An 11,006-nucleotide genomic window follows, 5' to 3' on the forward strand; every position below is an offset into this window, starting at 1 on the left:
CACGAGGGGGGAGATTGGCTTGTCGCAGCCGCTCAGCTCAATCCAATCCGGCGAAGCTTTCTTCCTCAGCCACCTCAACGCCGCCCAGCCTGAACGGCGCAAACGACACGCGGTGCAGCCGCGCCACCGGGCCATGCGCCTCGATCGCCGTGCGATGGCGGACCGTGGCGTAGCCCATATGAACTTCGAAGCCGTAGCGATCGTGATGGTTGCCGCAGCCGCACATCATGCGGTCGCGCATCACCTTGGCCACGATCGAGGCGGCGGCGATCGACTGCGAACGTTGGTCGCCCTTGATCAACGCGCGCCCTTCGCAAGGAAGCCCTGGCGGCACGTCGCGCCCGTCGGCAAGGGCGAGCTTCGGCTGAACCGACAGCCCGACCAGCGCGCGGCGCATCGCCTCCAGGCTTGCTTTGAGGATGTTGCTGCCGTCGATGCCCTCGGCGCTGATGGAGGCCATCGAAACCGCCTGAGCTGAACCGAGGATTCGCAGGAACAGCGCTTCCCGTTGCAAATGGCTGAGGCGCTTGGAATCGTCGAGCCCGTCCGGAATGTTGGCGGGATCGAGCACCACGGCCGCGGCGACCACCGGCCCGGCCAGGGGGCCGCGGCCGGCCTCGTCCATCCCGGCGACTGGCCACAGGCCGTCCGCCATCGCCTTCGTCTCGAAGGAGAAGTCGGGTTTCTCGATGATCTCAAAGAGAAGCGGAGAATCGGAACGCGCGCGAGCCATGTTGCGGCGAGGTTCGCATCGGCTCCGATTCTCCGCAAGTCCCTCCGGGTCGGGTGGGGCGCCGGACCGGGAGGGCACCGTCTGCAGGCCGGGGCAGGCCGGACGGAATTCTAGTGCTGCGGCAGATCAAACCACCGCGGTGATTTGCATTCTCAAAGCAGCGTAAGCTGCAACTGATCCTTGGCAGCGGCAACGAACTGGTCGGTCCGCAACGTGCGCCGTTCGGCATTGAGGCCGAGCCGCTTGGCGGTGATCTCGAAGCGCCGGCCGATCTGCCAAGCATAGGGACCGGCGCCCTTCATGCGCTTTCCCCATTCCGAATCGTAGTCCTTGCCGTCGCGCATCGACCGGATCAGCGACATCACGTGGCGGTAGCGATCAGGATAATGACGCAGCAGCCAGTCCTTGAAGATCGGGCTGACTTCCAGCGGCAGGCGCAGCACGACATAACCCGCCTCGCGCGCTCCGGCAGCGCGTGCCGAATCGAGGATGCGTTCCATCTCCTGGTCGGTCAGGCCGGGGATGATCGGCGCGACCATGACCGAAGCCGGGATGCCGGCATCCGAAAGCTGGCGGATCGCCTCCAGCCGTTTGGTCGGCGTCGACGCGCGTGGCTCCATCGTTCTGGCCAGCATGCGATCGAGCGTCGTCACTGATAGCGCCACCTTGGCGAGCCCCCGTTCGGCCATGCGCGACAGGATATCGATGTCGCGCGTCACCAAAGCGGATTTTGTCACGATGCCGACCGGATGGCCGCGCGCTTCCAGCACTTCGAGGATCTCGCGCATGATCCGGTACTGCTTCTCGATCGGCTGGTAGGGGTCGGTGTTGGTGCCGATGGCGATGGTGCGCGGCTGGTAGCCGTCCTTCGACAGCTCCTTGTCGAGCAAGCGCGCCGCGTCCGGTTTGGCGAACAGCTTGGATTCGAAATCGAGACCCGGCGACAGCCCCATGAACGAGTGCGTTGGCCGGGCAAAGCAATAGACACAGCCATGCTCGCAGCCGCGATAGGGGTTGATCGAACGATCGAAGGAGATGTCGGGCGATTCGTTGCGGGTGATGATCGTGCGCGGCTTCTCGACCTGCACTTCGGTCTTGAAGGGCGGCAGTTCTTCCAGCGAATTCCAGCCATCATCGAAGACATGCCGGCTGACCGGCTCGAACCGGCCGGACGGATTGATGCCCGCCGACCTGCCGCGGTTGCGGTCCGGACGGACACGCACGCCACTCTGCTCGATCATCGCATTGGCCATCTCGGCTCTTCCTGCTCCGAAAGCTGCAATGTCGGCGCGCACGATCTGTTCCATCTTCGCCCGCTCCCAGGGACTGTCCATGTTGTGTCGAATCGCTCTGTTCATGAAATTATTCCTATTTTGTCGATGAGAACAAAGCAAGAACTTTTTATGGTGCGCTGCGGTAACTGGCGCTGTGCTGCGCTTTCCGCTATTCGGCTAATGATGCTCAGTGTTCTCATCGAAACCCGCAATGACGAGGAAGGCCTTACCCGCACGCTCGCCTCGCTGATTGGCGGCGCGGTCGAGGGCGTGGTGCGTGAAGTCATCGTCTGCGACACGGGCTCCACCGACCAGACGCATCGCGTGGCCGAGCATGCCGGCTGTCAGTACGTGACTGGCGGCGTTGCTGCCGGCATCCGCCAGGCCAAGGGGGACTGGTTGCTGCTGCTGGAGCCGGGAGCCCGGCTGGTGGAGGGCTGGATCGACGCAGTCGTCGACCACACCGCCAGGCAAACCATGGCGGCACGGTTCTCGCGGGCGCACGGCAGCCGCACGCCGTTCCTGGCGCGCGTCTTTTCCGCAAACCGCGCCTTGGCCGACGGATTGCTGATCAGCAAGCGTCAGGCGGCGGCCTCGGCCAAGAGTGCCGGCAGCGCCGAGGCCATCGCCCGCGGCCTCGCGACAAAGCGCCTCGACGCCGAAATCTGGGTAGCTCCGGTAAAGCAGAAGCATCGCTCCCCGAAATGATTTTTTGCAGCTGCTCTCTCCATTGTGCATTGCACAAAATCTGACGCGGGGTTAGTTTCCATCCCAAGCGGTGAATTGGGTTTGGGTCATGCCGAGTGGTGAACACCGATGCGGCATCGGTGGCGCTCTCATAGCCGAGGACCCAATGCACCTTTCAACCCCAGACAAATCCGGCACGGCCAGTCTCGAGGCCATTGCGCGCAACGGCAGCCTGCTGCGGCGCATCGCCGTGCGCATTCCGACTTATCTGACGGATCTGCGCGAAAACCCCGCCTGGCTGCCGATGTTCGTGCTGGCGCGCACAATGCCTGGCCGCCGCATGCATTGGCTGGGCGCAAAACGCGCCCGTCCGGTCGATAATGCGGGGGATACGATGTTTGCCGGCGTCGAACGGGAAGCCGTGGTCGAAGCTTTGCGCTCCGACGGGCTGTTTTCTGGCTTGGCCCTGCCGCCTGATATCCATGAGGAGATCGCTGTCTTCGCCGGGCGTACGCCTTGCTTCGGCAATTTCGACCGCCGTCTCGAATTCATGCCGGGTGAACATGCCGAGGCCGAGAAGCGCTTTGGCCGCTCGCTGCTCAGCGGACATTTTTTCGAGCGCATCCTCGACTGCCAGGCGGCACTCGCCATCCAGCGCGATCCGCTGCTTCTGGATGTTGCCGCGCACTATCTCGGCGGCCAGGCAAAACTGATCACGACGCGGGTCTGGTGGAGTTTTCCGACGGGTGCTGCCTCTGATGCCGACAAGAACCTTGCCTCGCTCGGCAAGTATCATTTCGACCTCGACGATTGGCGCATGCTGAAATTCTTCTTCTATCTCAAGCCGGTCGATGCCGACACCGGTCCGCATGTCTATGTCAGGGGCAGCCACAAGCGCCGCAGCCTCAAGCATCAACTCACCCTGCTGGTCGGCCATCCCGCACAAGAGGTTCTGGATGTCTATGGCGAGCAGAGCCCCGTGACATTGACTGGAGAAGCAGGGCTAGGCTTCGTCGAGGACCCGTTTGGCTTCCACATGGGCACCGTGCCGGCGCGCACGCCGCGGCTGATGATGGAAGTCGGCTTCGGCGTATCGCCGCCGTCGCGCCGTCGCTTTCATGGCGAGCCGGTCATCCGCTAAAAGGAAACTATCCGAAGTTGATCTCGACAGGCATCCAGCGAGCGCGGCGCCTGGCTTGGCGCTGCGCTTTGCTTTCGGCATCGAAGTCGACACAGACCGGCTCCTGATTGAACCGCTCCCGGTCGTCCAGGGCGTTGATGATGACGATCGCCCTTGCCTCGTCATCTCTGGCGATTGCATCGTCATGTCCGGCGATTGCGGCGACGTAGACGCCGCACTCCCGGCAGATCAGATAGTCGGCCGTCCTCAACCCGAACTGATATCTGCGCAATCGCGCCTCGTCCTTGACCGAGATGATCAGTCTGCCGTCCGGATCGGCAACGGCGCGCGAACCATGTCTGACACAGAACGAGCACTGGCAGGCGCGAACTTCGATTTGCGAGGGGTCGAGCTCGGTTGAAAATCCAAGGCGAACGTTGCCGCAATGGCATCCGCCAGTATGCACGGTCATCGTATCTGCCTTGTCGTGTCGGCGATGATCGCCTTCAGGCAGAGTACTTTTTTCGGGGGCAGGTTTGGAATGGCGTTTCGAAGGCGCCGGTGCTGTTCTGCCTGGCAAACGCGGCGTGGAACCGGCGCTTTGCCTCGGCTTTTACAGAGCCGATTTTCCGCGCCGCAAATGCTCGTCCAGGCGCGGCATGATCTCGACGAAGTTGCACGGCATGTGCCGGTAGTCGAGCTGCGCCTTCAGGATGCCGTCCCACGCGTCCTTGCAGGCGCCGGGTGAGCCCGGCAGCACGAAGACGAAGGTGGCGTTGACGACGCCGCCGGTCGCCCGGCTCTGGATCGTCGAGGTGCCGATCTTGTCGTAGGAGATGCGGTGGAACACTTCCGAAAAACCGTCCATGCGCTTTTCGAAGATCGGCTCCAGCGCGTCCGGTGTCACGTCACGGCCGGTGAAGCCGGTGCCGCCGGTGGTGATGACGACATCGATATCCTTGTTCCGCGACCACGCCAGAACAGTGTCGCGGATTTTTTCGCGATCGTCGGTGACGATATCGCGGGCAGCCAGGATGTGCCCGGCCTCGGCGATGCGGTCGGCCAGTGTCTGGCCGGATTTGTCGTCGGCGAGGCTGCGTGTGTCGGAAACGGTCAGCACCGCGATGCGCACGGGGACGAAGGAACGGCTCTCGTCAATTCTGGCCATCAGCGCCCTCCGATGCGATGCTGCGCGTCGCCGCGACGAACCAGTCGGGCTGGCGGCCGCGAATCTCGGCAGCCGCGCGCTTGGCGACATTGCCGGTCTCGAACAGGCCGAAGCAGGTCGCGCCGGATCCGGACATCCGTGAAAAACCCGATCCAGCCTTGTTGAGCCAGGAAAGCGCTCTGCCGATGGCGGGCTGCATCGCCAGCGCTGCAGGCTCGAGATCGTTGCGGGTGATCTCCAGCCAGTTGCGCAGGCTGTGGAAATCGATGCTGCGTGGCAGCGGCGGCAAGGCTTCGTTGTCACGACGCGAAAGCGCCGCGAAGACCTCGGCCGTCGAGACCGGCGTGCCTGGATTGACCAGCACCAGCCCGAGCGCCGAAAAATCCGGCACCATCGACAGCTCGTCACCAATGCCGCGCGCGACCAGCGGCTTGGCCGCCAGGCACATCGGCACATCGGCGCCAAGCGAGAGGCCGATCCGCGTCAGCTCGGCGCTATCGATGTCCAGCGCCCACGTCTCCACCAGCCCGCGCAGCACGGTCGCCGCGTCGCTCGACCCGCCGCCGACGCCGGAGGCGACCGGCAGGTTCTTTTCGAGCCGGATAGTGACCGGCGGTGTTCTCTCGTGCCCGACCGCCTGTCGCAGGGCATCGCGCGCTTTGAGCACCAGATTGCTTGCATCGATCGGAACGCCCGGGGCGTAACGGCCGGACACGACAAAATCATCGCTGTCGGAGAGCGCGATTTCGACCCTGTCGCCAAACCGCGTGAACACCGCCAGGCTTTCGATCAGGTGATAGCCGTCGGGGCGCCTACCGGTGACATGCAGCGCAAGATTGATCTTGGCGTGCGCGTGCCAGCTACGCGACCCGGTGTCGGTGTCCACAATCGTCTGCGGGATGATGCTCAGTCCTTGGCCAGCCGGTATTCGCCGGTCTTCGGATCCTTGACCAGCGTTCCCATCGCGCCGTTGGCCGCCTGCTTTTCGGTGCGCCGCACCTTGGCGGTCACGCGCTCGGCTTCGCGGATGAAGGTGCGGTAGCCGAAATAGGCGGCGACGCCAACGACGGTGAAGAAAATGATCTGCGGCATGCCAAAACTCCTCCCACGCTGGGCCGGCGAAGGCGGCCGGTCGGGTCGGTTGATGCATATCGATCCGGTTTTTGGAAACGACATGCATGAGACTTCAACTTCTCATGCTAGACGGTTTTGCCGGGTTTTCAAAGCCCGAAGCGCGCCCACAACGCGCGCTCTTCCGCCGCATCGATTACGCCGCTGGCGGCAGCGGCTGCGATATCGGCGGCCGAAAAGCCCTTGCTCGAACCGAACAGGCCGAAGCGGCTGAGGAAACCGCGCGGCGCCGTGATCAGCCTGAGCTGGGTTTTTGCCCCGAAACGGGTCTTCAGCACCGTGCGCATGTCGCCGAGCGCATCGACCAGGCCGAGTTCGAGGCCCTTGATGCCGGTCCAGAACAGGCCGGTGAACAGGTCTGGATCGTCTTTCAGTTTCGTGCCGCGCCGCTCCTTGACCAAATCGATGAACGTGTCGTGCACCTCGAGCTGCAGCGCCTTCAGCCGCTCGACGTCTTCCTTCTTTTCGGGCTTGAACGGATCGAGCACCGCCTTGTTCTGGCCGGCGGTGTGGACACGGCGCTCGACACCGATCTTCTTCATCAGTTCCGGAAAGCCGAACGAGGCCGAGACCACTCCGATCGAACCGACGATGGAGGACGGATCGGCGAAAATCTCGTCACCGGCGACCGCGATCATGTAGCCGCCCGATGCCGCGACGTCCTCGACGAAGACCAGCACCTTTTTGTTCTTTTCCGTGGCCAGGTCACGGATGCGCTTGAAGATCAGCCGCGACTGCACCGGCGAGCCGCCCGGCGAATTGATCGAGATGGCAACCGCCGGCGCGTCGTAGGAAAACGCCTTCTCGATGAGGCCGGCGGTAGAGGCCAGCGACAGGTTCTGCCGGAACTGGCCGCCCGACATGATGGTGCCGTGCAGCCGGATGACCGGAATGGTGACGACGGTGGAGCGCCAGGATTTCGGCAGCAGGCGGTTGATAAGTCGTTTCACGAGGGCGCGGTCTCCGGTCGATGGGTTGCAGGCATGTAGGGATTTCCCGGCCAACGGCAATGTGGCCGGGCAGAATAGCTCAATCTCCGAACAACGAGGCGAGCCCGTTGGTGATCATTTCGCTGCGCTCATCGGGGCCGTGGCCTGACTGCGCGTGCAGCATCAAAGGAGGGCGGATGGCAAGCTTTCCCCGCGCCCCGAGCGCTGCCCGCACGACGATGCGGATCGCCGCCGCGTCGGGGCGAGGGTGGACGGCAAGCATCTCGGCATCGCCGAAGCGCCCCGCGATCGCATCGAGAATGGCGCCGAGCTGTTCGGGGCGGGCAATCACGGCAAGCCCGCCGCGCGGCCTCACAACCGCCGCGGCGCTGCGGATCCAGCTCTCAAACAGCCCGTCCTCCATGACATGGGCTTCCTTTCGCAGGCGATCAGGAGTGGCGCGATCCCGTGCGGCGTTGAAGGGCGGGTTCATGATGACGTAGTCGAAATCATTGTCGGCGAGGCCGGCTGCGGCTCGCGCCCGGCCGGATACGGTGACATCGGCGACCAGCACGGAGGCGCGATCGCTGAGATGGGCATTGCCGGGATGGGCAAGCGTGGCCGCCGCGAAGGCCGCCATTTCCGGCGCGCGTTCGACAAGCACCGCCTCCGCCGCCGGGCAGCGCGACAGCACCGCCAGGCCGGCGGCCCCGGCTCCGGCACCGAAATCGGCGAGACGTCCTGCAAAGGAGGATGGCACGGATGCCGCCAGCATCATCGCATCCATGCCGGCGCGATGACCGCCCTGCTTGGGCTGCACGAGCCAGAACCGGCCGCGATGGAAAGCGTCGACCGTATGGGCCGGCGTGTCCGGGACAAGGGCGGCGGGCGCGGCGGACATTATTTTCCGCGGATTTCGTTGGCGATGCCGGCATCCGTCAGGATGCGCCGCGCCGCGTCGGCCTGCTCGGCGTCGACCATGACGCGCCGCGGCAGGATGCCGAGCGAGCCGTCGAGCACGCTCATGTTCTGGTCGGCGACGAAGCAGCCGATGCCGGCATCGCGCATCAGCGATTCGACAAAGGAGATGATGACAGCGTCGTTGGTGCGAATGAGCTCAATCATCGGGCGAAACTCTCAGTTTGCAGCGCATATGTAAACGGGCAGGCGGATTTCCGTGGCAAAGCAGAACGCCCCTTCGGCGCCGGTTGACATTCTGTCATTGCCGCCGCGCCAATTCGCCACTTGCCGTGGCTGTGTCTGCCGCCCTAGAGTCCATGCAGGGACTAAGGGTGCCGTCGCACGCGTTATACCAAGACGGGAGTGATTGTCGTGGGTGTCGTTCTCAACATCGAAAACGGGAAGCGGGAGCCCGCCTCCATCAAGGATCTGATCGATCTGACGGCGGCCGATATGGGGCGCGTCAATGAATTGATCCTGTCCAAGGCCGGCTCCGACGTCGAGATGATCCCCGAGGTCGCCAATCATCTGATCTCGTCAGGCGGCAAACGGCTGCGGCCGATGCTGACACTCGCCGCCGCGCAGATGTTCGGCTATGCCGGCGAGGGCCACGTCAAGCTCGCCACCTCTGTCGAATTCATGCACACGGCGACGCTGCTGCACGACGATGTCGTCGACGAGAGCGGCATGCGCCGCGGCAAGAAGACCGCCCGCATGATCTGGGGCAACCAGGCGAGCGTGCTGGTCGGCGACTTCCTGCTTGGCCAGGCCTTCCGCATGATGGTCGATGTCGGCTCGCTCGAAGCGCTCGACATCCTGTCGAGTGCGGCCTCGATCATCGCCGAGGGCGAGGTGATGCAACTTGCCGCCGCCAAGAATCTCGAAACCACCGAGGATGAGCATTTCGCCGTCATCAAGGCCAAGACCGCGGCGCTGTTTTCGGCTGCTGCCGAGGTCGGCCCCGTCATTGCCCAGGCGACGCGCAACGACCGTGCGGCGCTGCGCTCCTATGGTATGAATCTCGGCTTGGCCTTCCAGCTGATCGACGACGCGCTGGACTATGGTGGCACCAGCAAGGACCTGGGCAAGAATGTCGGCGACGATTTCCGCGAGGGCAAGGTGACCTTGCCGGTCATCCTCGCTTATCGGCGCGGCACCAAGGCCGAGCGCACCTTCTGGAAGCGCGCCATCGAGGACAATGTCACCGATGACGCCGGCCTGGAAAAGGCGACCGGCCTGATGACCCGCCACGGCGCCATTGCCGACACGATCGGGCGCGCCCGCCATTTCGGCGAGATCGCCCGCGACGCGCTGGCGCCGCTGGAAGCGACGCCGCAGAAATCGGCGCTGATCGACGTCATCGACTTCTGCATCAGCCGGGTGAACTGAGGGCTGGCTTTTCGCGACATCCCCTCTGGCTCGCGCTGGAGAGGAAGTTTGCGAATTCGGTGCAGCTGTCTCGACAAGCTGCCCTGCCGCAAATTATCTATAAAACATGGCAAAGGGCACAGACGACACCATCGCGGTGCGCATCAGCAAGGTGCTGGCGGACCGCATCATCTCCGGCGCGATCGAGCCGGGGGCCAGGCTTCGGCAGGATCATATCGCCGAGGAATTCCACACCAGCCATGTTCCCGTGCGCGAGGCCTTCCGCCGTCTCGAGGCGCAAGGGCTGGCCATCGGTGAGCCGCGCCGAGGCGTGCGTGTGGCGTCTTTCGATCTGGGAGAGGTCAAGGAAGTCGCCGAAATGCGGGCGGCACTCGAAGTGCTGGCGCTGCGCCACGCCGCGCCACACCTGACGTCTGCCATTCTCGACCTTGCCGAGGAAGCGACCAAGGCCGGCGACAAGTCCCGCGATGTCAGGTCATGGGAGGAAGCCAACCGAGCCTTCCACCGCTTGATCCTGGCGCCATGCGGCATGCCGCGCCTGCTCGCCACCATCGACGATCTGCACGCGGCGAGTGCCCGCTTCCTGTTTGCCGCATGGCGCTCCGAGTGGGAGACACGCACCGATCAGGACCACCGCGCGATACTCACCGCCTTGCGGCAGGGAAACACCGAATCGGCCGCAGTGACGCTGGGGCGGCATGTCCAATGGATTGGCCGCAAGCCGGTCAGGACGGCCTCCGGGACGACACGCGAAGCCTTTGCCATCGTCGGCTAAACGGCCTCCGCAAAAGCCAAGGCTTGCTATCTCGCGGGAATTGTGGATTCGATAATAGATCGAAAACAGAAATTATCTATAATTTTCAATCGATCGAAGGAATCCCAATGACAGACGTCGCATTCTCGTCCAGCAAGCCGTCATTCAGTCCGCTCCGGCTTCAGGATCGTTCCCTTGCCTGGCAGGTTGGAGCCGTCGTGCTCGGCACGCTGTTCCTGGCGCTGTCGTCCTACATCGAAGTGCCGATGGTGCCGGTTCCCGTGACCATGCAGACCTTTGCCGTGACCCTGATCGGCGCGCTCTATGGCTGGCGGCTTGGCGCGGTCACCATCGCCGCCTGGCTGGTCGAAGGCGCGGTCGGCTTTCCAGTTCTGGCCGGCGGGGCAGCTGGTGCGTCGTATTTCGTTGGGCCGACGGGTGGCTATCTCTTCGCCTTCCCAATCGTCGGCGCCCTGGTAGGCTGGCTGGCCGAACGCGGCTGGAACGGCAACAGGGTGGTGCTTGCCTTCGCCGCCATGCTGCTCGGCAACCTTGCCTGCCTGGTTCTCGGCACCATGTGGCTCGCCGTTATGATCGGCGCTGAAAAGGCTATCACCTTCGGTTTCGTGCCCTTTCTCCTCGGCGGACTGCTCAAGTCGGCGCTCGGTGCGGCGACCCTCATGGCGCTTCCCGGCGGCAAGGCGAAACCGGCCAATCCGTGACGATCAGGCTGCGCGCCCATCACCTCCTTTGCCTGCTCACCTATGTGGGCAAGGGATACAGTCCCGCCTTCACCGCCAATTATGATCGCGTCGCGGAGCGCCTGAGCCGGGGCGAGGACTGTCCGAACCGGATAGATAG

At 64.0% G+C, this 11,006-nt stretch carries 14 protein-coding genes; 5 read left to right on the forward strand and 9 right to left on the reverse strand.

Features of this window, described 5'->3' with window-relative positions:
- Window positions 1-37 precede the first annotated feature (37 nt).
- The gene (locus FCU66_RS28230) at window positions 38-733 is read right to left on the reverse strand and encodes a ribonuclease HII (RefSeq protein ID WP_136621586.1); all 696 of its coding nucleotides are present in this window, start codon (window positions 731-733) and stop codon (window positions 38-40) included.
- A 152-nt stretch (window positions 734-885) separates the two neighbouring features.
- A complete protein-coding gene (locus tag FCU66_RS28235; protein ID WP_136621603.1) occupies window positions 886-2,040 on the reverse strand; it encodes a PA0069 family radical SAM protein in 1,155 nt (384 codons plus the stop codon).
- 150 nt (window positions 2,041-2,190) lie between these two features.
- Here FCU66_RS28235 and FCU66_RS28240 point away from each other — a divergent pair, with 150 nt between their 5' ends.
- On the forward strand, window positions 2,191-2,715 hold the full coding sequence (locus FCU66_RS28240; protein WP_136621602.1) for a glycosyltransferase: 525 nt from the start codon (window positions 2,191-2,193) through the stop codon (window positions 2,713-2,715).
- A gap of 145 nt (window positions 2,716-2,860) precedes the next feature.
- The gene (locus tag FCU66_RS28245; RefSeq protein ID WP_136621585.1) at window positions 2,861-3,835 is read left to right on the forward strand and encodes a hypothetical protein; all 975 of its coding nucleotides are present in this window, start codon (window positions 2,861-2,863) and stop codon (window positions 3,833-3,835) included.
- 7 nt (window positions 3,836-3,842) lie between these two features.
- Here the strand turns inward: FCU66_RS28245 and FCU66_RS28250 are convergent, their stop codons facing one another.
- The 7 genes from FCU66_RS28250 to FCU66_RS28280 form a co-directional block, all read right to left on the reverse strand.
- A complete protein-coding gene (locus tag FCU66_RS28250) occupies window positions 3,843-4,286 on the reverse strand; it encodes a GFA family protein (protein WP_136621584.1) in 444 nt (147 codons plus the stop codon).
- A 141-nt stretch (window positions 4,287-4,427) separates the two neighbouring features.
- Window positions 4,428-4,982: a molybdenum cofactor biosynthesis protein B gene (gene moaB, locus FCU66_RS28255; protein ID WP_136621583.1), complete on the reverse strand. Its 555-nt coding sequence runs from the start codon at window positions 4,980-4,982 to the stop codon at window positions 4,428-4,430.
- On the reverse strand, window positions 4,969-5,868 hold the full coding sequence (locus FCU66_RS28260) for a 4-(cytidine 5'-diphospho)-2-C-methyl-D-erythritol kinase (RefSeq protein ID WP_136621582.1): 900 nt from the start codon (window positions 5,866-5,868) through the stop codon (window positions 4,969-4,971). The genes moaB and FCU66_RS28260 overlap by 14 nt, the downstream gene beginning before the upstream one ends.
- A 20-nt stretch (window positions 5,869-5,888) precedes the next feature.
- The gene (locus FCU66_RS28265; RefSeq protein ID WP_027023000.1) at window positions 5,889-6,074 is read right to left on the reverse strand and encodes a membrane protein; all 186 of its coding nucleotides are present in this window, start codon (window positions 6,072-6,074) and stop codon (window positions 5,889-5,891) included.
- Window positions 6,075-6,202: 128 nt separating this feature from the next.
- Window positions 6,203-7,063, reverse strand: coding sequence for a S49 family peptidase (locus tag FCU66_RS28270; protein WP_136621581.1), 861 nt, complete (start codon window positions 7,061-7,063; stop codon window positions 6,203-6,205).
- 79 nt (window positions 7,064-7,142) lie between these two features.
- On the reverse strand, window positions 7,143-7,943 hold the full coding sequence (locus tag FCU66_RS28275; protein ID WP_136621580.1) for a tRNA1(Val) (adenine(37)-N6)-methyltransferase: 801 nt from the start codon (window positions 7,941-7,943) through the stop codon (window positions 7,143-7,145).
- A complete protein-coding gene (locus FCU66_RS28280; RefSeq protein ID WP_136621579.1) occupies window positions 7,943-8,167 on the reverse strand; it encodes a putative signal transducing protein in 225 nt (74 codons plus the stop codon). The genes FCU66_RS28275 and FCU66_RS28280 overlap by 1 nt, the downstream gene beginning before the upstream one ends.
- Window positions 8,168-8,374: 207 nt before the next feature.
- On the opposite strand from FCU66_RS28280, the gene FCU66_RS28285 reads away from it, so the two are divergent.
- The 3 genes from FCU66_RS28285 (at window position 8,375) to FCU66_RS28295 (ending at window position 10,867) form a co-directional block, all read left to right on the forward strand.
- The gene (locus FCU66_RS28285) at window positions 8,375-9,391 is read left to right on the forward strand and encodes a polyprenyl synthetase family protein (protein ID WP_027035988.1); all 1,017 of its coding nucleotides are present in this window, start codon (window positions 8,375-8,377) and stop codon (window positions 9,389-9,391) included.
- Window positions 9,392-9,497: 106 nt separating this feature from the next.
- Entirely contained in the window at window positions 9,498-10,166 is a 669-nt protein-coding gene (locus tag FCU66_RS28290; protein ID WP_057145533.1) for a GntR family transcriptional regulator, read from the forward strand.
- A gap of 107 nt (window positions 10,167-10,273) precedes the next feature.
- Window positions 10,274-10,867, forward strand: coding sequence for a biotin transporter BioY (locus tag FCU66_RS28295; protein WP_136621578.1), 594 nt, complete (start codon window positions 10,274-10,276; stop codon window positions 10,865-10,867).
- Window positions 10,868-11,006: the final 139 nt, after the last annotated feature.

Source organism: Mesorhizobium norvegicum (assembly GCF_004919685.1).
Classification (GTDB): Bacteria; Pseudomonadota; Alphaproteobacteria; order Rhizobiales; family Rhizobiaceae; genus Mesorhizobium; species Mesorhizobium norvegicum.

What these genes read in the sequence shown, in the direction of transcription:
- FCU66_RS28230 (WP_136621586.1), bottom strand. Translation starts at nt 733, where the DNA reads ATGGCTCGCGCGCGTTCCGATTCTCCGCTTCTCTTTGAGATCATCGAG.
- FCU66_RS28235 (WP_136621603.1), bottom strand. Translation starts at nt 2,040, where the DNA reads ATGGAACAGATCGTGCGCGCCGACATTGCAGCTTTCGGAGCAGGAAGA.
- FCU66_RS28240 (WP_136621602.1), top strand. Translation starts at nt 2,191, where the DNA reads ATGCTCAGTGTTCTCATCGAAACCCGCAATGACGAGGAAGGCCTTACC.
- FCU66_RS28245 (WP_136621585.1), top strand. Translation starts at nt 2,861, where the DNA reads ATGCACCTTTCAACCCCAGACAAATCCGGCACGGCCAGTCTCGAGGCC.
- FCU66_RS28250 (WP_136621584.1), bottom strand. Translation starts at nt 4,286, where the DNA reads ATGACCGTGCATACTGGCGGATGCCATTGCGGCAACGTTCGCCTTGGA.
- moaB (WP_136621583.1), bottom strand. Translation starts at nt 4,982, where the DNA reads ATGGCCAGAATTGACGAGAGCCGTTCCTTCGTCCCCGTGCGCATCGCG.
- FCU66_RS28265 (WP_027023000.1), bottom strand. Translation starts at nt 6,074, where the DNA reads ATGCCGCAGATCATTTTCTTCACCGTCGTTGGCGTCGCCGCCTATTTC.
- FCU66_RS28275 (WP_136621580.1), bottom strand. Translation starts at nt 7,943, where the DNA reads ATGTCCGCCGCGCCCGCCGCCCTTGTCCCGGACACGCCGGCCCATACG.
- FCU66_RS28280 (WP_136621579.1), bottom strand. Translation starts at nt 8,167, where the DNA reads ATGATTGAGCTCATTCGCACCAACGACGCTGTCATCATCTCCTTTGTC.
- FCU66_RS28290 (WP_057145533.1), top strand. Translation starts at nt 9,498, where the DNA reads ATGGCAAAGGGCACAGACGACACCATCGCGGTGCGCATCAGCAAGGTG.
- FCU66_RS28295 (WP_136621578.1), top strand. Translation starts at nt 10,274, where the DNA reads ATGACAGACGTCGCATTCTCGTCCAGCAAGCCGTCATTCAGTCCGCTC.